20 protein-coding genes and 1 riboswitch are annotated in these 22,028 nt (G+C 76.1%); of the genes, 7 read left to right on the top strand and 13 right to left on the bottom strand.

The annotated features are described in order from the left end of the window. Positions 1-235 precede the first annotated feature (235 nt). Entirely contained in the window at positions 236-979 is a 744-nt protein-coding gene (locus ATL51_RS07720; RefSeq protein WP_073574289.1) for a CoA transferase subunit A, read from the top strand. 2 nt (positions 980-981) lie between these two features. Beyond that, complete coding sequence (locus ATL51_RS07725; protein WP_100878155.1) at positions 982-1,608, top strand: 3-oxoacid CoA-transferase subunit B; 627 nt, start codon at positions 982-984, stop codon at positions 1,606-1,608. 89 nt (positions 1,609-1,697) lie between these two features. Here the strand turns inward: ATL51_RS07725 and ATL51_RS07730 are convergent, their stop codons facing one another. Both ATL51_RS07730 and ATL51_RS07735 read right to left on the bottom strand, forming a co-directional pair. Further along, on the bottom strand, positions 1,698-2,906 hold the full coding sequence (locus tag ATL51_RS07730) for a cytochrome P450 family protein (protein WP_100878156.1): 1,209 nt from the start codon (positions 2,904-2,906) through the stop codon (positions 1,698-1,700). Positions 2,907-2,941: 35 nt separating this feature from the next. Next, on the bottom strand, positions 2,942-4,072 hold the full coding sequence (locus ATL51_RS07735) for an NAD(P)/FAD-dependent oxidoreductase (protein ID WP_100878157.1): 1,131 nt from the start codon (positions 4,070-4,072) through the stop codon (positions 2,942-2,944). A gap of 256 nt (positions 4,073-4,328) precedes the next feature. Here ATL51_RS07735 and ATL51_RS07740 point away from each other — a divergent pair, with 256 nt between their 5' ends. From ATL51_RS07740 to ATL51_RS07750, 3 genes are all read left to right on the top strand, one after another. Then, positions 4,329-4,538 carry a hypothetical protein gene (locus ATL51_RS07740; protein ID WP_073574292.1) on the top strand — a complete coding sequence of 70 codons (210 nt, stop codon included), beginning with the start codon at positions 4,329-4,331 and terminating at the stop codon, positions 4,536-4,538. Between the two features lie 123 nt (positions 4,539-4,661). Continuing rightward, the gene (locus ATL51_RS07745) at positions 4,662-5,369 is read left to right on the top strand and encodes a 4'-phosphopantetheinyl transferase family protein (RefSeq protein ID WP_301548935.1); all 708 of its coding nucleotides are present in this window, start codon (positions 4,662-4,664) and stop codon (positions 5,367-5,369) included. Positions 5,370-5,376: 7 nt separating this feature from the next. Then, positions 5,377-6,837, top strand: a complete 1,461-nt coding sequence (locus ATL51_RS07750; RefSeq protein WP_100878159.1) for a DNA polymerase IV — start codon at positions 5,377-5,379, stop codon at positions 6,835-6,837. 19 nt (positions 6,838-6,856) lie between these two features. Here the strand turns inward: ATL51_RS07750 and ATL51_RS07755 are convergent, their stop codons facing one another. The 9 genes from ATL51_RS07755 to ATL51_RS07795 form a co-directional block, all read right to left on the bottom strand. After that, complete coding sequence (locus ATL51_RS07755; protein ID WP_100878160.1) at positions 6,857-7,228, bottom strand: hypothetical protein; 372 nt, start codon at positions 7,226-7,228, stop codon at positions 6,857-6,859. A gap of 35 nt (positions 7,229-7,263) precedes the next feature. Continuing rightward, positions 7,264-7,450, bottom strand: a riboswitch (cobalamin riboswitch). Continuing rightward, the gene (locus ATL51_RS07760) at positions 7,448-9,037 is read right to left on the bottom strand and encodes a chloride channel protein (RefSeq protein WP_100878161.1); all 1,590 of its coding nucleotides are present in this window, start codon (positions 9,035-9,037) and stop codon (positions 7,448-7,450) included. (Overlaps the previous riboswitch by 3 nt.) Beyond that, positions 9,034-9,543, bottom strand: coding sequence for a MarR family winged helix-turn-helix transcriptional regulator (locus ATL51_RS07765; RefSeq protein ID WP_083658079.1), 510 nt, complete (start codon positions 9,541-9,543; stop codon positions 9,034-9,036). The genes ATL51_RS07760 and ATL51_RS07765 overlap by 4 nt, the downstream gene beginning before the upstream one ends. Before the next feature lie 52 nt (positions 9,544-9,595). Then, entirely contained in the window at positions 9,596-10,816 is a 1,221-nt protein-coding gene (gene cobA / locus ATL51_RS07770) for a uroporphyrinogen-III C-methyltransferase (protein ID WP_073574297.1), read from the bottom strand. Next, the gene (locus ATL51_RS07775; protein WP_208622942.1) at positions 10,813-11,352 is read right to left on the bottom strand and encodes a cobalamin biosynthesis protein; all 540 of its coding nucleotides are present in this window, start codon (positions 11,350-11,352) and stop codon (positions 10,813-10,815) included. Before ATL51_RS07775 ends, cobA begins: the two co-directional genes overlap by 4 nt. A gap of 14 nt (positions 11,353-11,366) precedes the next feature. Continuing rightward, positions 11,367-12,731 carry a cobyrinate a,c-diamide synthase gene (locus tag ATL51_RS07780; protein ID WP_100878163.1) on the bottom strand — a complete coding sequence of 455 codons (1,365 nt, stop codon included), beginning with the start codon at positions 12,729-12,731 and terminating at the stop codon, positions 11,367-11,369. Then, positions 12,725-13,339 carry a cob(I)yrinic acid a,c-diamide adenosyltransferase gene (gene cobO / locus ATL51_RS07785; protein ID WP_100878164.1) on the bottom strand — a complete coding sequence of 205 codons (615 nt, stop codon included), beginning with the start codon at positions 13,337-13,339 and terminating at the stop codon, positions 12,725-12,727. Before cobO ends, ATL51_RS07780 begins: the two co-directional genes overlap by 7 nt. A gap of 12 nt (positions 13,340-13,351) precedes the next feature. After that, on the bottom strand, positions 13,352-15,601 hold the full coding sequence (locus ATL51_RS07790) for a putative cobaltochelatase (RefSeq protein WP_100878165.1): 2,250 nt from the start codon (positions 15,599-15,601) through the stop codon (positions 13,352-13,354). Continuing rightward, the gene (locus ATL51_RS07795) at positions 15,598-17,127 is read right to left on the bottom strand and encodes a cobyric acid synthase (protein ID WP_208623121.1); all 1,530 of its coding nucleotides are present in this window, start codon (positions 17,125-17,127) and stop codon (positions 15,598-15,600) included. The genes ATL51_RS07790 and ATL51_RS07795 overlap by 4 nt, the downstream gene beginning before the upstream one ends. A 58-nt stretch (positions 17,128-17,185) precedes the next feature. Between ATL51_RS07795 and ATL51_RS07800 the strand changes: the two genes are divergently transcribed. Next, positions 17,186-18,067, top strand: coding sequence for an SURF1 family cytochrome oxidase biogenesis protein (locus tag ATL51_RS07800; protein WP_100878167.1), 882 nt, complete (start codon positions 17,186-17,188; stop codon positions 18,065-18,067). Between the two features lie 427 nt (positions 18,068-18,494). Here ATL51_RS07800 and ATL51_RS07805 read toward each other — a convergent pair whose 3' ends face one another. Beyond that, positions 18,495-19,457 carry a cobalamin biosynthesis protein gene (locus tag ATL51_RS07805; protein WP_100878168.1) on the bottom strand — a complete coding sequence of 321 codons (963 nt, stop codon included), beginning with the start codon at positions 19,455-19,457 and terminating at the stop codon, positions 18,495-18,497. Between the two features lie 59 nt (positions 19,458-19,516). Between ATL51_RS07805 and ATL51_RS07810 the strand changes: the two genes are divergently transcribed. Next, the gene (locus ATL51_RS07810; RefSeq protein ID WP_073574303.1) at positions 19,517-20,149 is read left to right on the top strand and encodes a flavin reductase family protein; all 633 of its coding nucleotides are present in this window, start codon (positions 19,517-19,519) and stop codon (positions 20,147-20,149) included. A gap of 13 nt (positions 20,150-20,162) precedes the next feature. Here the strand turns inward: ATL51_RS07810 and ATL51_RS07815 are convergent, their stop codons facing one another. Then, positions 20,163-21,860, bottom strand: coding sequence for an AMP-binding protein (locus tag ATL51_RS07815; protein ID WP_100878169.1), 1,698 nt, complete (start codon positions 21,858-21,860; stop codon positions 20,163-20,165). Positions 21,861-22,028: the final 168 nt, after the last annotated feature.

Consider the following 22,028-nt stretch of genomic DNA (forward strand, 5'->3'; position numbering starts at 1 on the left):
GGTGCGGGGCACCCTCGGGCCCCGCTGAGCTGCATCTCGACACCGCGGGACGGCCCCCCTGCCCCGGGGACGTCACCGGGATGCGGTCCGGGGCGGTCGGTCGGCCCCTCCGGCAGCCCTGAGCTGCACCTCGGCGCATGGACGACGGGTCCCGCCCTGTCGGGTGGTGTTCGTACAGCGAACACTTGTGCGTCTGTCGTACGCCGCGTACCGTCCTCGGCGACGGAGGTGCGTGATGGACAAGGTGGTGGCATCCGCCGCGGACGCGGTCGCCGACATCGGCGACGGGGCGTCGCTCGCGGTCGGCGGGTTCGGCATGTCCGGGGTTCCGACGGTGCTGATCGCGGCACTGCTGGAGCAGGGCGCGACGGACCTGGAGACGATCTCGAACAACCTGGGTGTCGACGGCTTCGGCCTCGGCACCCTGCTCGCCGCCGGGCGCATCCGGCGCACGATCGGCTCCTACGTCGGCAACAACAAGGAGTTCGCCCGCCAGTACCTGGCCGGTGAGCTGGAGCTGGAGCTGACCCCGCAGGGCACGCTCGCCGAGCGGCTGCGGGCCGGCGGCGCGGGCATCCCGGCGTTCTACACCCCGGCCGGGGTCGGGACGCTGGTCGCCGAGGGCGGGCTGCCCTGGCGCTACGCGTCCGACGGCTCGGTCGCCGTCGAGTCCCCGGCGAAGGAGACCCGCGAGTTCGACGGCGTGACCTACGTCCTCGAGCGCGCCCTCACCCCGGACTTCGCGCTCGTCCACGCCTGGAAGGGCGACCGGCACGGCAACCTGGTGTTCCGGCGCGCGGCGCGCAACTTCAACCCGGACTGCGCCGCGGCCGGGCGGACCACGATCGCCCAGGTCGAACACCTGGTCGACCCCGGGGAGATCGACCCCGACGCGGTGCACACCCCCGGTATCCACGTGCACCGCGTGCTGCACGTCCCCGGCGTCGAGAAGCCGGTCGAGTTCAGGACGGTGCGTTGACCATGACCCTCAACCGTGACGAGATGGCCGCCCGGGTCGCGGCCGAGCTGCCCGACGGCGCGTACGTCAACCTCGGCATCGGCATGCCGACCCTGGTGCCCGGACACATCCCCGAGGGCCGGACGGTGGTCCTGCACTCGGAGAACGGGATCCTCGGCGTCGGCCCCTACCCCACCGACGACGAGGTCGACGCCGACCTCATCAACGCCGGCAAGGAGACCGTCACCGTCGCCGACGGCGCCGCCTTCTTCGGCTCCGCGGAGAGCTTCGGCCAGATCCGGGCCGGGAAGCTCGACGTCGCCGTCCTGGGCGGGATGGAGGTCGCCGCGAACGGCGACCTCGCGAACTGGGCGATCCCCGGCAAGATGATCAAGGGGATGGGCGGGGCGATGGATCTCGTCCACGGCGCGCGCTCGGTGATCGTGATGATGGACCACGTCTCCAAGGACGGGTCCCCCAAGATCGTCGAGCGGTGCTCGCTGCCGATCACCGGCCTGGGCTGCGTCACGAAGATCGTCACCGACCTGGCCGTGATCGACGTGACGCCGGACGGGCTCGAGCTGGTCGAGACCGCGCCCGGCGTCAGCGCCGACGAGGTGCGGGAGAAGACCGGCGCCCCGCTGCGCTGACACCGCCCCGCCGCACCGACGGCTGCCCCCGCCGGTCCGGCACCGCCCGCCGGGCGCACCCCCCTCGGTCGCGCCCGGCGGCGGCGCCCTCAGGCGGGCTCGCCCGGCGTGACCGGCAGCCGGGACAGGCCCCGGACCAGCGTCGACTCGCGGTACACGAGCTCGGACGGATCGACGGCCAGCGCCAGGTCCGGCCGCTGGGCGATGAGCTTGCCGATGGCCACCCGCCCCTCGGTGCGGGCGAGCTGCGCGCCCAGGCAGAAGTGGATGCCGTGGCCGAAGAACACCCCCGACGACGAGTCCCGGGTGATGTCGAGCCGCTCCGGGTCCTCCAGCCACTCCGGGTCCCGGTTCGCCGCGGCGAGGCCCAGCATGACGGTCGACCCGGCCGGGATGGTCACCCCGGAGTACTCGACGTCCTCGCTGGCGAACCGCATCGGGGCGTTGGAGACCGGGGACTCGAAGCGCAGGAACTCCTCCACCGCCGAGGTGATCAGCGACGGGTCGGCGTGCAGCCGGGCGCGCTGCTCGGGGTGGGTCAGCAGGGCGAGCACGCCGTTGCCGATCAGGTTGACCGTGGTCTCGTGCCCGGCGATGAGCAGCAGCGTCGCCATGGCGACGAGCTCCTCGGCCGACAGGCGGTCGCCGTCGGCGTCGCTGACGGCGAGCAGGCCGGACAGCAGGGCGTCGTCGGGCTCGGTGCGCTTGCGCTCGATCAGCTCGGCGAGGTAGCCGTTCAGGCTGCCCATCGCGGCGAACTTCTCCTCCTGCGGGGAGTCGTCGACCATCACCGACGACCACGCCGAGAACATGTCGCGGTCCTCGGCGGGCACCCCCAGCAGCTCGCAGATGACCAGCACCGGGACGAGGAACGCGTACTGGCGCATGAGGTCGACGGGGCCCTCGGCGGGCAGCGCGTCGAGCAGCTCCTGGGTGATCTCCTCGACCCGGGGCTGCAGGTCGTTCATCCGCCGCACGGTGAACGAGCGGCCGACGAGCTTGCGCAGCCGGGTGTGGTCCGGCGGGTCCATCAGGATCATCATCGGGATCGGCGCGGCCGGCTGGCCCTCGCGCTGGTCGGCGGGGAGCGTCCAGCGCCAGTCCTTGCTCAGCCGCGGGTCGACGAACGCCGCACGGACGTCGGCGTAGCGGCTGAGCAGCCACGCCTTCCCGTCCGGCAGCGCGAGCTCGCGCACCGGCTCCTCGGTGCGCAGGGCCGCGTAGGCGGGGTGCGGGTCGGTCCAGAAGTCGCCCGAGAACAGGTCGTGCGTCTCGGTGCCGGTGGTGGTCAGCGCCATGGGGACCATGGTGCCAGCCATGGGTAAGCGACCGCTTACGTCAGTCGTGTGACCGAGCACACAGCGGGGTCGAGCTCGACGTCGGCCGGGGACGGGTGGCCCAGGACGACCGACGCGGCCAGCGCCGCCAGTGCCGGGGCGGACTCGATGCCCGACCCGCCCTGCCCCGCGACGAAGAAGAACCCCGGGTGCTCCGGGCGCGCGCCCAGCACCGGGGCGCGGTCGGGGGCGAAGGTCCGCAGCCCCGCCCACGCGGTCCGGACCGACCGCAGCCCGAGCGTGGTCGCCGAGCCCACCCGGTCCAGGGCGAGGGCGACGTCGAGCTCGTCGGGCCGCGCGTCGCCCGGCTCGGCCGGGGTCTCGTCGGCCGGGGAGACCAGCACGACGTCCGCCTCGGCCTTCAGGTACCAGCGCTCGGCGGCGTCGGCGATCATCGGCAGGACGGCACCGTCGACGGTGAGCACCGACGGGTCGCCGACCGGGCAGGCGGCGATCGTGCGCCGGTACGGGGTCAGCCCGGCGCCGGGTACGCCGGCCAGCGCCGCCACCGCGTCGGCCCAGGCCCCGGCCGCGTCGACGACCACTCCCGCCCGCACCCGGTGCCCGCCGGTCGTCGTCGCGCTCCAGCCGGAGCCGTCCCGGTCCAGCGCGGCCACCCGGGCGCCGCGCAGCACGGTGCCACCGCGGGCGCGCAGCCCGCGCCGGTAGCCGTCGTGCAGGGCCGCGGTGTCGACGTCGCAGGCACCGGCGGTCCACGCGGCCGCACGCGGGGCGCGGCGCAGCACCGGCGCGCGGCGCCACGCCTGCGCGGGGTCCAGGGCGACCGGGGCGCCGGGCTCGCCGTGCTGCTCGCGCAGCGTCGTGGCGAGGCGGTCGGCGGCCTGCTCGTCGTCCGCGAGGTGCAGGACCGCGCGCGGGGACAGCAGGGGCGGCGTGCCGAGCTGCTCGGGCAGCGCAGCGAACCGCGGCCCGGAGGCGTCGATCAGCGCGCGGAACGGGCCGGAGCCGTGACCGGGGATGTAGGTGGCGGCCGAGCGGGCGGTGGAGTGGACCGGCAGGTCCTGCTCGGCCTCGGTCAGCACGACGCGGGCGTGCGCGGCCAGCTCCCACGCGACCGACACCCCGGCGATGCCGCCGCCGACCACCAGCACGTCCGCCGTCTCCATGCCCGCGACGATAGGTCGGCGGTCCCGGGGAAAACCGGTGGCCCCGGCCGGGCGGTCGTCGTAGCGTCGCCGCCATGCTGATCCGGTTCCTCTGAGCGGCCCGCGGAGTCGACCTCCGCGCCCTCCGCCGCCGGCCCGTGACGTCCACCGGGCCCGGAACCGTCGCCGCCCTCGTGCGGCCCTTCCGGCGTCCCCGCGTGTGTCACCGGCCCTCCGCACCCGGTCCGAGTCCGATCCGATGCTCCGAGGAGGTCGTATGCCCACGACCCGCCACACCCCTGTCCCCACCGCCGACACCGATCCCGCCGGGGCGCCCACCCCCGCCAACCGCGCCGAGCGTCGCGCGGCGAGGCGCGGCCGGTCCGGCGCGCCGGACGGCCCGCCGGCACCGCGCACGGCAGGGCCGGCCCCGCAGGCCCGCCCGGCCCACGTCCGCACGGACTTCGCCGCCCGCCGCAGCGGCTGAGGGCACGGGCACGATCACGGATCGGGCACCGGGGACGTCGGCGGGCGACCCTCCGCGTGCCCGATCCGTGATCACTCCCGGCGGTGCGGCCCGGCGCGGGGGCGACGTGGAAGGCTGGACGCCGTGACCGTCACCGTCTGGTGGGCCGCCCCGGCCGATCCCGGCGACCGCGCCGACCTCGTCGCACTGCTGGACGCCCATGAACGTGAGCGGCTCCTCGCACTGCGCAGGCACGAGGACCGCGCCCGCTACCTCGCCGCGCACGCCCTGGCCCGGATCGTGCTCGCCGAGCGGCTCGACACCGACCCCGCCGCGCTCGTCCTGGACCGGACCTGTCGCTGCGGGGAGCCGCACGGCAAGCCGCGCCTGGCCGGGCGCGGCGACGACCCCGGCTTCTCGCTGACCCACTCCGGCGCGCTGGTCGGCGTCGCGGTCGGGACCGGCCCGGTCGGCGTCGACGTCGAGGCGCACCGCCCGCTGTCCGGCCTCGACGGCCTCGTCCGGCACGCCCTCTCCCCCGCCGAGCTCGCCGCGGGCACGCCCGACGGCACCGGGTTCCTGGTCACCTGGACCCGCAAGGAGGCGCTGCTCAAGGCCACCGGCGAGGGCCTGTCGAGCCCGATGGACGCGATCACGCTGTCCCCGCCGCACGCCCCGGCCCGGGTGCTGGGCTGGACCGGCACCGGCGGGAACTGGTGGGTCGCCGACGTCGCCACCGGCCTCGACGACCACCCGGGCGCCGTCGCCGGGGCGGGACCGGTGGCCCCGGTCGTCACCGTCGCCGACGGCGACGCGGTCCTGTCGGTGCGCCGGGGCACGATGCACGGGTGATGGTGAGGTGACCGCGGCGGCCGACCGCTGGGTGCTGCATCTCGACATGGACGCGTTCTTCGCCTCGGTCGAGCAGCTGACCCGGCCCACCCTGGCCGACCGGCCGGTCCTGGTCGGCGGCGCGGGACCGCGCGGCGTCGTCGCGGGGGCGAGCTACCAGGCGCGGGTGTTCGGGGCCCGCTCGGCGATGCCGATGGGGCAGGCGCGGCGGCGCTGCCCGCACGCGACCGTCCTGCCGCCCCGGTTCTCGCTGTACAAGGCGCTGTCCGAGGAGGTCATGGCCGTCCTCGGCGAGTTCTCCCCGGTGCTCGAGCCGGTGTCGGTCGACGAGGCGTTCGTGGAGCCGCCCGACCTCGTGGGGGCCTCCCCGGACCGGGTGCGGGAGTGGGGCACCCGGCTGCGCGGCGCGGTGCGCGAGCGCACCGGGCTGCCCGCCTCGGTGGGGGCCGGGTCGGGCAAGCAGGTCGCGAAGATCGCCTCCGAGCTGGCCAAGCCGGACGGGCTGCGGGTGATCGCCCACGCCGAGCAGGCCGCCGTGCTCGACCCGCTCCCGGTGCGGTCGCTCTGGGGCATCGGACCGGTCTCCGGCGAGGCGCTGCGGAAGATCGGGATCGAGACGATCGGACAGCTCGCCGCGATGGACGCCCGCGAGGTCGCCGGGGTGCTGGGCGGTGCCGTCGGGTCCGAGCTGCACCGCCTGGCCCGCGGTGTCGACGACCGTCCGGTCGCCCCGCGCGGCGCGGCCAAGCAGATCAGCGCGGAGACGACCTTCGACACCGACCTGACCGCGATGAGCGCGGTGCACACCGCGGTGGAGTCGATCTGCGTCGCCGTGCACCGGCGCCTGGTCGCCGACGGCCGGACCGCCCGCACCGTCACGGTGAAGGCGCGGACCGGGGACTTCGCCACCCACACCCGGTCCGAGACGACCCCCTTCGGGACCCGGGACCTGGCGACCCTGGTCGCGGTGGCCCGACGGCTGGCCGAGGGCGCCGTCGGCGAGGGCGGGGTGCGGCTGCTGGGGGTGTCGGTGTCCGGCTTCGGCGACGAGCCGCCACTGGCGCTGTTCGACGCGGTGCCCTCGGAGAGCGGGTGGACGACGGCCCAGGCCCCCGACTCACCGCCCGCGACCGCCGGCCCGGCCGCCGCGGCGGGGGTGACCGTGCTCGACGCATTCCCGGAGAACGACGCAGCCGGCGGGACCGGCGCGACCGAGGAGCCCGGCGACGCGGTCGGGCCGCTCCGCCCGGACCGGCCCGACCGCGAACCCGACCCGGACCGGCCCTGGCGCGCCGGCGACGACGTCGCCCACCCCGAGCACGGCCACGGCTGGGTCCAGGGCGCCGGGCACGGGCGGGTCACCGTGCGGTTCGAGACCGCGCTCACCGGCCCCGGACGCACCCGCACGTTCGACGCCGCCGACCCGGGCCTCACCCGGGCCGACCCGCTGGGCAGCTGGCGGGCCTGAGCCCGGGCCCCGGGTGGGTTCAGCCGATCAGCGGGCTGCGGTGCGGCGGTGCGACGCGGCTGCCCTCGGCGATCCGGGCGCGCAGCGCGGGAGCGGTGCGGGCCAGCCCGTCGAGGACGGCGCCGAGCGCGGCGTCGCCCGCGGGGTCGCCCCCGACCAGCAGCACCGCGGCCTCGGCGGGCCCGGCGGCGGCCCAGGCCCCGATCCGGGCGACGGCGTCGCGCGGCGTGACCGGCTCGACCCGCCACGCCTCGGCGTAGAACAGGGCGGTCGACTCGGCCTGCGGGAAGGCGAAGACCGTCCCGGCCTCCGCCAGCAGGTCGTGCGCACCCGTGCGGGGCGCGTCGTCGCCGGACGGGTCGGTACCGAGCACCACCAGGTCGTGGCTCATCGCATGTCCTCCTCGAGGGTCCGCGCCCTCATCAGTGGGAATCCGCGACGACGGGCAGTGTCCTGGCTCCCGGATCGGTACGCCCTCCCCGGCCTTCCCACCCTCGCGGGCGGTGGCGCCGGTGTGGGGAGGGCACTCCCCGGTGACAGTGGCGGGACCGCGCCGGACTCGCACCGGCTTCCTGTTCCGTCGTCGGCCGGAGCCCATCACGCGACCGGGTCAGCGGTCAACCGTCCCGCGCCCGGCCACTCCCCGCAGATGGTCGAGCAGGTCGTGCTCGGTCAGCGTCCCGAGCAGCGGCCCGTCCGGCCCCTCCCGCACGGGCAGCGCCGCCCCCCGGTGCGCGGCGAGCACCCCGAGGACGTCGTGCACGGAGCCGTCCGGGTCCAGGACGGGCAGCTCCGGGTCGGGCGTCGTGCCGTCGGCGGGCCGCATCACCTGGGCGACGACGACCCGGCGCAGCGCCTCGTCGGTCGGGGTGTCGGCGGCGAGGTCGATCCCGCGTCGCAGCAGCTTGAGCGTGTAGATGTTGTCCCGCGACACCAGGTTGGACAGGCCGGTTGCCAGGACGACGGCGGCCATCAGCGGCAGGATCAGGGCGTAGTCGCCGGTGAGCTCGAACACGATGAGCACCGCGGTGATCGGGGCGTGCGCGGCCCCCGCGAACACCGCCGCCATGCCGACCAGGCCGAACGCGCCGGGGTGCAGGTCGAGCGCCGGGAACAGGGCCGCGGCGGCGTAGCCGAAAGCGGTCCCGGCGGTGCCGCCGACGAACAGCGACGGCGCGAAGACGCCGCCGGACCCGCCGATGCCGATGGTGAGACTGGAGGCGAGGATCTTCCCGACGACGAGCAGGAGCAGGAACCCGACGACGTACCGGCCGCCGATCGCGGCCTCCAGCACCGGGTAGCCCACGCCGTACATCTGGGGCAGCGCCAGCAGCAGCCCGCCGAGCAGCAGCCCGCCGACGGCCGGGCGCAGCCACTCCGGGCCGCGCCAGACGGCGTCGCAGGCGTCCTCGACGGCGTAGAGGATGCGGGCGAAGGCCCAGCCCAGCAGCCCCGCGAGCAGCCCGAGCAGCGCATAGAGCGGCAGCTGGGCGGGGCTGCCCAGGTCGAAGTGCGGCAGGGTCAGGATCGCGCGGTCCCCGGCGATCACCTCGGCGACGACGTTCGCGACCACGGAGCTGATCACCAGCACGCCGAAGGCCTCGGCGCTGAACGACCGCAGGATCAGCTCCAGGCCGAACACCACCCCGGAGATCGGGGCGTCGAACGTCGCGGAGATCCCGCCCGCGGCGCCGCAGGCGACCATCAGGACCAGCCGGGTGGCGGGTACCCGCAGCCACTGCCCGATGGCCGAGCCGAGCGCGGAGCCGATCTGCACGATCGGGCCCTCCCGGCCGACGGAGCCGCCGGTGCCGATGCAGATCCCCGACGCGAGCGCCTTCACCGCGGCGACGGTGGCCGGGATCCGCCCGCCCCGGCGCGCGACGGCGAGCATCACCTCCGGCACCCCGTGCCCGCGGGCCTCCGGCGCGAACCGCTGGACCAGCGGGCCGTACACGAGGCCGCCGAGCACCGGGGCGACGAGCAGGAACCAGACCCCCAGCCCGGGCAGGTGCGGCGAGGCGACCCGGCCGGCGTCGGAGAAGTCCTCCCGACCGGTGACCAGCCAGGTGACACCGAGGATCAGCTCGTGGAACAGCACCGACCCGATGCCGGCACCGATCCCGATGACCGTCGCCAGGCCGACGAGCCCCGGCCGGGTGCCGACGAGCGCGCGGTGCAGCGCGCGGACCGCGGTCACCGGGCACCGTCCTCGGCGGGCACGGGCGCGACGGCCCAGTCGGTCTCGCCGACCTCGCCCGCGGCCTCCGCGAAGCGGCGCAGCGCGTCGCGGACCGCGGTGCGCTCGGCGGCGGGCAGCGTCGCGAGCAGCCGGTGCATCTCGGCGCGGCGCAGCCGGGTGACCTCGTCGACGAGCGCCCGCCCGGCCGGGCTGAGCGCGACGGCGACCTCGCGGCGGTCGTCACCGGTGCGGGTGCGCGCGACGAGGCCGCGGGTCACCAGCCGGTCGCACATCCGGGTCGCCGTCGACGCCGACACGGTCAGCGCCCTGGCCAGGTCGGCCGGTCGCCGGGTGCCGTACTGGGCCAGCACGACCAGCGCGCGGTACTGGGGCAGGGTCACGTCGCCGGCCGTGTCACCGCCGGTGTGCTCGCCCGCGGCGGCCAGGGACCGGGCCACCACGGAGAGCATCGCCCGGCTCGCGGTCATCACCGCGTCGACGACGTCATCGATCTCGTCCGTCACGCCCGCGATCGTTGCATATTGCAAACTTGCAATGTGCAACGAGTTGCCGGGGTCACCCCCCGACGGGCGCCTGCAACCCCGCGACGGGCCCGATCACGACGATTGCCGGCGGGCTGATCTCCTGCTCGGCCGCGACCTGCTCGGCGGTCTCCAGGGTGGCGCGCACCGATCGCTCGATCCGGGTGGTGCCGTCCTGCACGATCAGGACCGGGGTGTCGGCGGGCCGGCCGTGGGAGATCAGCGCCTCGGCGAACTTCCCGAGCCGCTCCACGGCCATCATCAACACGATCGTGCCGGTCATCCGGCCCAGCGCGGTCCAGTCGGTGAGGCTGCGCGGGTCACCCGGCGCGACGTGCCCGGACACGACGACGATCTCGTGCGCGACCCCGCGGTGACTCACCGGCGTGCCGGCGACGGCCGGTGCGGCGAAGGCGCTGGTGATGCCCGGGACGACGGTCACCGGCACCCCGGCCGCGGCGCACGCCTGGACCTCCTCGAACCCGCGGCCGTAGACGAACGGGTCGCCGCCCTTGAGGCGGACCACGAACTTCCCGGCCCGGGCGTGGGAGATGAGCAGCTCGTTGATCCGCTCCTGGGCCATGGCGCGGCCGTAGGGGATCTTGGAGGCGTCGATGACCTCGACCTCGGGGGACAGCTCGTCGAGGATGTCGCGCGGGCCGAGCCGGTCGGCGACGACGACCTCGGCGCGGGACAGCAGCCGCCGTCCGCGCACGGTGATCAGCTCCGGGTCGCCCGGACCGCCACCGACCAACGCGACACCGGCCTGCGGGGGCTCGGCCGACTCGTCGACGACACCGGCGGCCAGTGCCTCGACCAGCGCGGTGCGCACGGCCGCGGACCGCCGGTGCGCGCCCCGGGCCAGCACGCCGACGGTGAGCCCGTCGTAGCCGCCGGTGGCAGGGGTGACCGCGGTGCCCTTGTCGCCGTCGTCGGCGCGGACGCAGAACACGCGGTCCCGCTCGGCCTCGGCGACGACGGCGGCGTTGGTCGCGGCCTCGTCGGTGGCGGCGATCGCGTACCAGGCGCCGGCGAGGTCGCCGTCGGTCCAGCGGCGGGCCGTCCAGGTGATCTCCCCGGCCGAGGCCATGCCCTCGACCGCCGGGGTGACCTCGGGCGAGACGACCTCGACGACCGCTCCCGCGGCGATCAGGCGGGCGACACGGCGCTGGGCGACCTGTCCCCCACCGACGACGACGGCCCGGCGGCCGGCCAGGTCCAGCCCGACCAGGTACTGCTCGTGGTGCGCGTTCAACGACGTTCCTCTCCCGGACTCCGACGCCCGGCGGTGGCAGCGGCTCCCTGCGCGGGCCCTCCGCTCGACGGCGACGCCGGACGATAGCCGGGCCCGCATGTTTCGGAGGAGGCCCCGGAGGGCAATCCCACATCCGCCGATCCGGCGGCCACGGCGATGGTGACGCCCTGACCAGCGGTTTTACCGACGATCAGGTGGGCCCCGTCGCCGGCAGCGAGGAGCGCGGCGGCCTCTGCGACGGATGGGGTCCCGACGGCCGCGGCGACCCGGGCATCCGGCCGCGGTACCGCGACCGCGGCCAGCGCGGCGGCCGCGAACCCGTGCGGCTCCCGCGGTGCGACGGCCGCCCGCAACCCCGGTTCCGATGCCCGCCGGTCCAGGGTGGCGACGACGGCGTCCCCGAGCTCCAGCCCGTGCGCGGCGGCGACCCGGTCCAGCAGCGCGCGCACCGCGGCCTCGGACGTGCCCGGCCGCAGCCCCACCCCGACGGTGATCACCGGTCGTGGAGCGGAGCGCTCGGCACGCGGACGCTCCACTCCACGACCGGTGATCATGCGAGCGCGGCCGGGGCCCCGGCGCGCGCCGCCGCGACGAACCGGGCGACGGCGCCGGGCACACCGGCCGGGTGGGTGTGCAGGAACGACGCGTGCACCCGGGCGTCGACGTAGCCCTCCGGCTCGCCGCCGCGCCACGCCCAGGCGGGGGCGGCCCCGGCCCGCGGGGTGACCGCGCACCGGTGGAACTCGTGCGCCCCGGCCCGCTCGCCCGCCGCGAACAGTGGCGACGCCGACACCGCGACCGCGTCGCGGTAGCCGAGCGTGAGCCGCGGGGTCATCCCCGCCGACGCGTCGAGGACCCCGCACATCGGCGTCCCGTCGAGGTCGCGGCACAGGTACAGCAGCCCGCCGCACTCGGCGTGCACCGGCGCCCCGGACGCGGCCAGCGCGGCGACCTGCGCCCGCAGCGGCGCGTTGTCCCCGAGCGCGCCGACGTGCTCCTCGGGGAAGCCGCCGGGCAGCACGAGCGCGGCCGTGCCCGCCGGGAGCGCGGGGTCGCGCAGCGGGTCGAAGGTCACCACGTCGGCACCGGCCGCGGTGAGCAGCTCGGCGTGCTCGGCGTAGCCGAACCCGAAGGCCGGGCCTCCCGCGAGCGCGACCACCGGACGTCCCGGGACCGGGTCCGCCCCGAGCTCGGCCGCCGGGTCCCAGACGGGTCCGTCGGGCAGCGGGCGGGCGAGCGCGAGGACGGCGTCGAGGTCCACGTGCTCGGCGACGAGCGCGGCCATCGCGTCCACCGCGGCGGTCGCGGCGGAACCGTGTTCGGCGGCGGTGACCAGGCCCAGGTGCCGCGAGGGCACCGCCAGCTCGGCCCGGCGCGGGACCGCGCCCAGCACCGGGAGCCCGACCTCCTCGGCCGCGGCCCGGCAGACCTGCGCGTGCCGGTCGGACCCGACCCGGTTGAGGATCACGCCCGCGACCTGCACGGACTCGTCGAACGAGCGGAATCCGTGCAGCAGCGCGGCCAGCGACCGGGACTGTCCCCGGACGTCGACGACCAGCACCACCGGCGCCCCCAGGGTCGCCGCGACCTGTGCGGTGGACCCGGCGCCGTCGGCGATGCGGCCGTCGAACAGGCCCATCACCCCCTCGACGACGGCGACGTCGGCGTCCCGGGCGCCGTGCCGGGCCAGCGGCGCGAGCCGGTCGGCGCCCTGCAGGACGACGTCGAGGTTCCGGCCCGGGCGGCCCGCGGCGAGGGTGTGGTAGCCGGGGTCGATGTAGTCCGGCCCGATCTTGAACGGTGCGACCCGGGTGCCGCGCCGCGACAGCGCGGCCATCAGCCCGGTCGCGACCGTGGTCTTCCCGCTCCCCGACGACGGCGCCGCGACGACCAGCGCGCGGGCCGTGGTCACCACTCGATCCCCCGCTGGCCCTTCTGCCCGGCGTCCATCGGGTGCTTGACCTTCGTGGTCTCCATGACCAGGTCGGCGGCGTCGACCAGGGCCTGCGGGGCGTCCCGGCCGGTGATGATGACGTGCTGCTGCCCGGGCCGGTTCGTGAGCACGTCGACGACCTCGTCGACGTCGATCCAGCCCCACTTGAGCGGGTAGGTGAACTCGTCGAGCACGTACAGGCGGTGCGCCTCGGTCTCGATCCGGCGGCGGATCTCGGCCCAGCCCTCGGCGGCGTCGGCGGCGTGGTCGGTCTCGCTGCCGGCCTTGCGCGACCAGGACCAGCCCGAGCCCATCTTGTGCCACTCGACGGGCCCGCCCTGGCCGGTCCGCTCGTGGACCTCGCCCAGGGCGCGGAACGCCTCCTCCTCGCCGACCTTCCACTTCGCGGACTTGACGAACTGGAACACCCCGATCGACCAGCCCTGGTTCCAGCCGCGCAGCGCCATCCCGAACGCGGCGGTCGACTTCCCCTTCATCACCCCGGTGTGCACCACCAGCAGCGGCCGGTTGCGACGCTGGCGGGTGGTGAGCCCGTCGGTGGGCGTGACGGACACCTGTCCCTGCGGCACGGTGGTCTCCTCTCAGGCGGCGCGGGCGGACCGGGTCTCCCGGACCAGGTCGCCCACGCTGTCGGCGGTCAGCTCGTCGAGGGTCACCAGCTCGCCGCCCGCGGCGGCGGCGAGCGGCGCGGCGAGCCCGAGGCGGACGTGGCCCGCCTCGCAGTCGACGACGACGGTGTGCACCCCGTCCGCGGCCAGCAGCCCGGCGGCGCGGCGGGAGTCGGCGACGGGGTCCCCGCCGTCGCGGGCGGCGACGGTGGCCCGCCCGTCGGTGAGCAGCACGACCAGCGGGCGGCGGCGCGGGTCGCGGCGGCGCTCGGCGTCGAGCACGGCGCGGGCCTTGAGCAGCCCACCGGCCAGCGGGGTCCGCCCGCCGGTGCGCAGCCGGGACAGGCGCTGCTGGGCGGTCGGCACCGACGACGTCGGCGGCAGCGCGAGCTCCGCCTCCCGGGCCCGGAAGGTGACCAGCCCGACCTTGTCCCGGCGCTGGTAGGCGTCGCGGAGCAGGCCCAGCACGGCCCCCGAGACGGCGGTCATCCGCCTGCGCGCGGCCATCGAGCCGGACGCGTCGACGACGAACAGCACCAGGTTCCCCTCGCGGCCCTCCCGCTCGGCGCGGCGCAGGTCGTCGCGGTGGACCAGCAGGCCCGGCCCGCGACGCCCGCGCCCGGCCTGGTGCGGCGCGGCGGCGAGCACGGTCGCGGGCAGGTGCAGGTCCGCGGCACGGGTGGCCCCGGCCCCGGACGGACGGACGACGCGACCGGCGTCGGTGCGGGCCCGCGATCGACGGCCCGGCGCGCCCGCGCCCAGCCCGGGGACGGTGAACTTACGGACCGTCGCCCGGTGCAGCCGCGCGGCGTCCCCGACGACGACGGCCCGGCCGTCCCCGCCGTCGCCGCCGGCCGGGGCCTCCGCGGTCTCCGGGGCCCGGTCGTCGCCGGGCGTCGCCGGGTCGGTGGCGTCGTCCCCGCCGTCCCCGCCGTCCCCGCCGTCTCCGCCGTCGGTGCTGTCCGAGCCGGGAGCCTCGGCGCCCTCACCGGCGCCGGTCCCGCCGTCGCCGCGCGGGTCGCCGCCGGCGGGGGGCGGGTCCCCGGTCCGGTCGGCGTCGTCGGGCTCCTCCCCGGCGTCGGGGCCGTCCGGACCGTCCTGCGGCTCGGCCGGGTCGTCGGGGCCGGGGCCGCCGGGGTCCGGGTCGTCGTCGGGGTCCGGGTCGTCCTCGGGGCCCAGGTGGTCCTCGGCGTCGGCGAGGGCGCGGTCCAGCTCGGCCGGGTCCAGGCCGGGCTCGTCGAACGGGTCGCGACGACGGCGGTGCGGCAGCGCGAGCCGGGCGGCGACGCGCACGTCGTCGGCGGTCACCGCGTCGCGGCCCTCCCAGGCGGCGTGCGCAGCCGCGGCCCGGGTGATGACCAGGTCGGCACGCATGCCGTCGACGTCGAACCGGGCGCACACGAACGCGATCCGCCGCAGCTCCCGGTCGCTCACCGCGACGGCGGAGACGTGGGCCTGCGCGGCGCGGAGCCGGGCCGCGGTGGCGGTCTCGTCCGGTGCGAAGCGGGCGACGAACCCGGCCGGGTCGTCCTCGAACGCCATCCGCCGCCGCGTCACCTCGACCCGGGTGTCGACGTCGCGGCTGGCCCGCACCTCCACGGTCAGACCGAACCGGTCGAGCAGCTGCGGGCGCAGCTCGCCCTCCTCCGGGTTCATCGTGCCGACCAGCAGGAACCGGGCCGCGTGCGAGACGGAGACGCCGTCGCGCTCGACGTGTGCGCGGCCCATCGCGGCGGCGTCGAGCAGCAGGTCGACGAGGTGGTCGTGCAGGAGGTTGACCTCGTCGACGTAGAGCACCCCGCGGTGGGCGTCGGCGAGCAGGCCGGGCTGATAGGCGCGGCGGCCCTCGGACAGCGCCTTCTCCAGGTCGAGCGAGCCGACCAGGCGGTCCTCGGTCGCGCCGACGGGCAGCTCGACCAGCCGGGCCGGGCGAGGACCGCCCGCGGCGCCCGCCGGGTGCGGGCCGTCCGGGCAGGACGGGTCCGGCGCGGCGGGGTCGCAGCCGAACCGGCAGGCCTCGACGACCGCGTGCGAGGGCAGCAGCGCGGCCAGCGCGCGCACCGCCGTGGACTTCGCGGTGCCCTTCTCCCCGCGCACCAGGACACCACCGACACCCGGGTGCACGGCGTTGAGCAGCAGCGCCAGCCGCAGGTCGTCGTGGCCGACGACGGCGGAGAACGGGAAGCGGGGAGGTCCGGCGGCGGGGGCGGTGCTCGTGCTCACGCGGGTGAGGCTGCCAGACCGGAGGTCAGCACCGGGAGGTCCGGCGGCGCACCGTGTCCGATCACATGTTCAAGTGACGACGTGTCGAGGTGGTGTTCGACCAGGTCGGCCAGCAGATCCACCTGCCGGGTGCGCTCGGCCGCGAACGACGTGTCGTGTGCCACCACGAACCCGGTCCGTCCCGCCTCGTCGGCGAGGCGGGTGAGCAGCAGCCGCCGGAAGCCGTCGTTCTCGGCGAGGCCGTGCCAGTGCGTGCCCAGGACGTTGCCGCGGTCGCTGCCCTCGTCGCCGATCAGGCCGGGGTCGCCGGAGCGCACGACGCGGCCGTGGTGGATCTCGTAGCCGGTGACGGTCTCGCCCCACGCCGTCGCGGTGGGGGTGGCGAGGTGCTTGACGGGGTCGAACGCGATCTCCAGGTCCAGCAGCCCCAGCCCGGCGACGGTCGTGCCGGGAGCGGCCTCGGCGCCGTCCGGGTCGGAGACCGTGTGCCCGAGCATCTGGTACCCGCCGCAGATCCCCAGCACCGGGCGCCCGGCCGCGGCGTGCGCGCGCACGGCGTCGGCCATCCCGGACGCCCGCAGCCAGGCCAGGTCCGACACGGTCGCCTTGGTCCCGGGCAGCACGACGACGTCGGTGTCGGCGATCCGCGACGGCTCGGTCACGTAGCGCACGGCGACGCCCGGTTCGCAGGCCAGCGCCTCGGCGTCGGTGGCGTTGGAGATCCGCGGGAACCGGACGACGGCGACCCGCAGCCACTGCCCGCCGCGCGGCGGGGCCGGGCGTCCGAGCACCCCGTCGGCGACGGCCGAGAGCGAGTCCTCGGCGTCGAGCCAGAGGCCCTCGGCGAAGGGCAGCACGCCCAGCGTCGGCCGCCCGGTGAGCTCGCGCAGCCGGTCGAGGCCGGGTTCGAGCAGGCGGGGGTCCCCGCGGAACTTGTTGATGACGAAACCGGCGATCAGCGCCTGGTCGGCCGGGTCGAGCACGGCGAGGGTGCCGAACAGGTGCGCGAGCACCCCGCCGCGGTCGATGTCGCCGACGACCAGCACCGGCAGGTCGTTGCGCCGGGCGAAGCCCATGTTGGCGAGGTCGGTGGCCCGCAGGTTGATCTCCGCGGGCGAGCCCGCTCCTTCGCAGACCACGACGTCGTGGCGGGCGCGCAGCCGGGCCAGGGAGTCGGCGACGACGTCGGACAGCGCCGCGGTGCGGTGCCGGTAGGACAGCGCCGACACCTGGCCGTCGGCGCGGCCGCGCACGACGACCTGCGAGGTCCGGTCCCCGCCGGGCTTGAGCAGCACCGGGTTCAGGTCGACCGAGGGGGCGATGCCGCTGGCGAAGGCCTGCATCGCCTGCGCGCGGCCGATCTCGCCGCCGTCCGGGGTGACGACCGAGTTGTTGCTCATGTTCTGCGCCTTGAACGGCGCCACCGAGACGCCGCGCCGGTGCAGCCACCGGCAGATACCGGCGACGACGGCGCTCTTGCCCGCGTCCGACGTCGTCCCCGCCACGAGGACCGCTCCCTGAACCACCACGGCGGGCAGTATCGCCCCGGCGGGACCGTCCGCGGGCGCGGCTACCCTGGGCCGCGTGCGTTTCCTGCTGCGTCCCGGGTGGATCGCGTTCGTCGTCGCGGTGCTGGCCTTCGCCGTCGCCTGCTACACGCTGCTCGCGCCGTGGCAGTTCGACCGGGAGTCCGAGCGCTCCGCGCAGAGCCGGGCCATCGCCACCGCCGACGCGACCCCCGCCGTCGGGTTCGACACGCTCGTCCCGCCGGGCACGGCGATCGGCGCGGACGACCAGTGGCGCCGGGTCACCCTGGCCGGCACCTTCGACCGTGCCGCGGAGACCCTGGTCCGCCTGCGGGTCGTCGACGGCGCACCCGCCTTCGAGGTGCTGACGCCGCTGCGGCTCACCGACGGCCGGACCGTCGTGGTGAACCGGGGGTCGGTCCCGGCCGCGGACCGGGGCGCCGTGCCCGACTACGCCGCCGCGCCCGCCGGCCCGGTGACGGTCGAGGGCAGGCTGCGCCTGGACGAGACCGACCCGCAGGGCCGCCCGCCGCTGGTCGAGAACGGCACCCGCCAGGTCTACGTGTCGGACTCCCGCTCGGTCGCCGCCGCCACCGGCCTGACGCCGGTCGAGGGCGTCGTCGTGCTGGAGGCCGGCCAGCCCGGCGTGCTGAACCCGATCCCGGTCGAGCCGGTCGGGGGCGGAGCGCCGTTCAGCAACTTCTCCTACGCCCTGCAGTGGCTGACCTTCGGCGCCGTCGCCCTGGTCGCGCTGGTGCTGTTCATCCGGCTGGAACTGTTGCAGCGCAGCGGGAAGCGCGAGAAGGCGGGCAGCCTGCGGGACCAGCTCTCCGGCCGCGACGGCTTCGGCGACGAGCCCGTCCCCGCCGACCGTGCCGACGACAGCGCCCCCGGCACCACCCGCGACGCCGCCGCCGGGTCCGGTCCGGGCTCGGGCTGATCCCGCACCGCCACACCCGTCGCGGGCCGCCGCCCTGCGCGGTCCCGAGGTGCCACGTGAGTGCGCCGCGCCGGGCTCCGGGGCGCGGTTGCGCAGGGCTCCGGATGCCGCGACCCTTCGCCCCGGCCGAGTTCGCTCACCCGGTCAGCGGATTCACCCGGCCGACATGGTGGCCCGCCGGCCGTTCCCCGCCGGCCGTGCGCCGGGCCGCCCCCTCCGGGACGGCTCTCTCCGAACTCGCTTACCTGGTAAGCGAATTCCCACGACATCCACCCTCGCCGACCGGGTAGGCGTGGAGATCGGCCGGACCCACCGGGACCCGGGCGGCGGGCCGCCGGGGCCACCCGAACAGACCCGCTGTCGCCGGAGACAGTTCACGCGGTGAACGGACTCCGGGCGCCACAGCACCGCGGCCGGGGCGACCGGCTCAGCCGCGCCGCCGCCCCAGCACCGCCGCCGTCGCGACGGCGAGCAGCCCGGCCGCCCCTGCCACCAGCCGGGACAGCCGCGCGACGCGGTGCAGGTCCGCCACCCGGGGCGGGTGCCCGTCGCCGAGCGACGGGCGGTCCTCGGTTCCGTGGGCGTAGACCGTCGGCCCGCCCAGACGCAGCCCGAGCGCGCCGGCGGCGCTCGCCTCGACCGGGCCGGCGTTCGGGCTGGGGTGCCCGGCGGCGTCGCGGCGCCAGGCCCGCAGCGCGGACGCCGGCGAGCCGCCCACCAGCGACGCGACGGCCACCGTGACCACCGCGGTGACCCGGGCCGGGGCCAGGTTGACCACGTCGTCGAGACGGGCCGAGGCCCACCCGAAGCGGGCGTGCCGGGCGGAGCGGTAGCCGACCATCGCGTCGAGGGTGTTCACCGCTCGGTAGCCCAGCAGCCCCGGGATGCCGGCGACCGCGCCCCACACCAGCGGCCCGACGACGGCGTCGGAGGTGTTCTCGGCCAGCGACTCGGTCCCGGCGCGGGCCATGCCGTCGGCGTCGAGCAGCTCCGGGTCGCGCGCGCACAGGTGCGGGATCCGGGCGCGGGCGGCGGCCAGGTCACCGGAGTCGAGCGAGGCGGCCAGCGCGGCACCCTCCCCCACCAGCGAGGTCCCGCCGAGCACGGCCCAGGTGGCGACGGCGGTCAGCCCGGCCCGCACGACGGGCTCGGCCCGGGCCCCCGCACGCGTCGCGGCCGCCTCGGCGACCACCCCCGCCGCGACCACCGACCCGACCAGGATCGCGGTGTAGGCCACCCCGGGTGCGACGGCGTCGCGGTGCATCCGGCCCTCCAGCCGGGCGGCGAGCGTGCCGAAGCCGGCGACCGGGTGACCCCGGCGCGGGTCGCCGAGCAGTGCGTCGGCGACGATCCCGGCGGCCAGTCCGGCCGCGCGGCCACGTGTTCCCATGCGCCGAACCTAGAGCGGCGCGCGCGCAGGGTGCGGGCAGGCCGGGCAGGATCATGGGCATGCGCACGGACCTCAAGCCGGACGAGATGGGCAGCGGCCCGTTCTACAAGCTCCTGACCAGCGTCGTCGTCCCCCGACCCATCGCCTGGGTCTCCACCCGCTCGGCCGACGGCGTCGACAACCTCGCCCCGCACTCGTTCTTCACGGTGTCCTGCGTGGACCCGCCCATGATCCAGTTCACGTCGGTCGGGAAGAAGGACTCGCTGCGCAACGTGTCGCAGACCCGCGAGTTCGTCGTCTGCCTGGCGAACGAGCCGATGTTCGAGCGGATCAACGCGACCGGCACCGACTTCCCCGCCGAGATCAGCGAGTTCTCCTCGGTCGGGCTGACCGCCGAGGCGTCCTCGGTCGTGGCGCCGCCGCGGGTCGCCGAGTCACCGGTGGCGCTGGAGTGCGTGCTGCACGCGAACATCGAGCTCGGCAACTCGACCGTCGTCATCGGCCGGGTCGTGCACGCCGCGATCGAGGAGAGCGTGTTCGTCACCGACGAGCGCGGCAACTCCCTGCCCGACGTCCGCCGGCTCGCCCCGCTGGCCCGCCTGGGCCGCAACGAGTGGTCCCGGCTGGGTGAGATCCTGGAGATCACCCGCATCCCCTACCAGCAGTGGCCGGGTCACTTCGGCGAGCAGTGACCCGGCCCGCCGGTCAGAGGGTGTACTCGGTGGGCGGCGTGGCGGCGGGGTCGGCGTGGATCTCGCCCTCCCGGCCGCGCAGCTCCACCCGGCGGATCTTCCCGGAGATCGTCTTCGGGAGCTCGAAGAACTCGAGGCGGCGGATCCGCTTGTAGGGGGCGAGGTTGTCGTAGGCGAACTGCAGGATCGCCGTCGCCGTCTCCTCGGTCGGCTCGTGACCCGTGGCGAGCACCACGTAGGCCTTCGGCACGGCGAGGCGGACCGGGTCCGGGGACGGCACGACCGCGGCCTCGGCGACCGCCGGGTGCTCGATCAGCACGCTCTCCAGCTCGAACGGGCTGATCCGGTAGTCGCTGGCCTTGAACACGTCGTCGGCCCGGCCGACGTAGGTGATGTAGCCCGACTCGTCGCGGGAGCCGACGTCGCCGGTGTGGTAGTACCCGCCGGCCATGGCCTCGGCGTTGCGCTCCGGGTCGTCGGCGTAGCCCACCATCAGCCCGGTCGGGCGGTGGTCGAGGTCCAGGCAGATCTCGCCCTCGTCGGCGACCTTCCCGGTGGTCGGGTCGACCAGCGCGACGACGAACCCGGGGATCGGCCTGCCCATCGAGCCCGGCTTGACCGGCTGCCCGGGCGGGTTGCCGATCTGCACCGAGGACTCGGTCTGGCCGAACCCGTCGCGGATGCGTAGGCCCCACGCCTTCTCGACCTGCTCGATGACCTCGGGGTTGAGCGGTTCCCCCGCCCCGACGACCTTGGACGGCGGCGTCGCCAGCCCGGACAGGTCGGCCTGGATGAGCATCCGCCACACCGTCGGCGGGGCGCAGAAGCTGGTCACCCCGCAGGAGTCCAGGACCGACAGGACGGACTCGGCGTCGAACCGGGCGTAGTTCATGACGAGCACGGTCGCCTCGGCGATCCACGGCGCGAACACGTTGGACCAGGCGTGCTTGGCCCAGCCGGGCGAGGAGATGTTGAGGTGCACGTCGCCGGGCTCGAGGCCGATCCAGTACATCGTCGACAGGTGCCCGACCGGGTAGGACGTGTGGGTGTGCTCCACCAGCTTCGGCTTGGCGGTGGTGCCGGAGGTGAAGTACAGCAGCAGCGTGTCCGACGCCTTCGTGGCGCCGTCCGGGGTGAACTCGGCGGCGGCCGAGTAGGCCTCGCCGGTGTAGTCGCGCCAGCCCGCCACGGCGCCGCGGACGGCGATACGGGTGTAGTCGCCGTCGACGTCGTCGAACTTGCCGGCGTCCTCCGCCCCGACGACGACGTGCGCGGCCCGCCCGCGGTCCACCCGGTCCTGCAGGTCGGCCGGGGTGAGCAGGGTGGTCGCGGGGATGACGACGGCGCCCAGCTTCATCGCCGCCAGCAGCGTCTCCCACAGCTCCAGCTGGTTGCCGAGCATGAGGATGATCCGGTCACCCCGGGCGACGCCCTGCTCCCGCAGCCAGTTCGCGACCCGGTTGGACCGCTCGGACAGCTCCGCCCACGTCCAGTGCGCCTGCGAACCGTCCTGTTCGACGATCCACAGCGCCTTCCGCGCGCCCCGCTCGGGGTCGGCCGCGACGACGTCGAAGTGGTCGAGCGCGAAGTTGAACTCCTCGAGCTCCGGCCAGCGGAAGTCGCGGTAGGCCGTGTCGTAGTCCTCGCGGTGGGTGAGCAGGAAGTCGCGGGCGGCGAGGAACTTCTCCGTCGCCGGGCTGCCGGTCGCCATGGGGTGCACCTCGGTGGGCTCGTGCGGGGGGCCCGTGCCCCGGGCCCGTCGTGCGGGGCCGCCCGTGCGGCCGTACCGCGACCCTAGTCACTCCACCGGCGCCCCGGCAGTGCGCGACGGCCGCTGCCGGTCGGGCACCGACCGTGCGGCGCCGATCACGCGATGGTG

The organism is Pseudonocardia alni (assembly GCF_002813375.1).
Classification (GTDB): Bacteria; Actinomycetota; Actinomycetes; order Mycobacteriales; family Pseudonocardiaceae; genus Pseudonocardia; species Pseudonocardia alni.

Coding starts and splice junctions, on each gene's coding strand:
- ATL51_RS07720 (WP_073574289.1), top strand. CDS start 236: ATGGACAAGGTGGTGGCATCCGCCGCGGACGCGGTCGCCGACATCGGC.
- ATL51_RS07725 (WP_100878155.1), top strand. CDS start 982: ATGACCCTCAACCGTGACGAGATGGCCGCCCGGGTCGCGGCCGAGCTG.
- ATL51_RS07730 (WP_100878156.1), bottom strand. CDS start 2,906: ATGGCGCTGACCACCACCGGCACCGAGACGCACGACCTGTTCTCGGGC.
- ATL51_RS07735 (WP_100878157.1), bottom strand. CDS start 4,072: ATGGAGACGGCGGACGTGCTGGTGGTCGGCGGCGGCATCGCCGGGGTG.
- ATL51_RS07740 (WP_073574292.1), top strand. CDS start 4,329: ATGCCCACGACCCGCCACACCCCTGTCCCCACCGCCGACACCGATCCC.
- ATL51_RS07755 (WP_100878160.1), bottom strand. CDS start 7,228: ATGAGCCACGACCTGGTGGTGCTCGGTACCGACCCGTCCGGCGACGAC.
- ATL51_RS07805 (WP_100878168.1), bottom strand. CDS start 19,457: ATGGGAACACGTGGCCGCGCGGCCGGACTGGCCGCCGGGATCGTCGCC.
- ATL51_RS07810 (WP_073574303.1), top strand. CDS start 19,517: ATGCGCACGGACCTCAAGCCGGACGAGATGGGCAGCGGCCCGTTCTAC.
- ATL51_RS07815 (WP_100878169.1), bottom strand. CDS start 21,860: ATGGCGACCGGCAGCCCGGCGACGGAGAAGTTCCTCGCCGCCCGCGAC.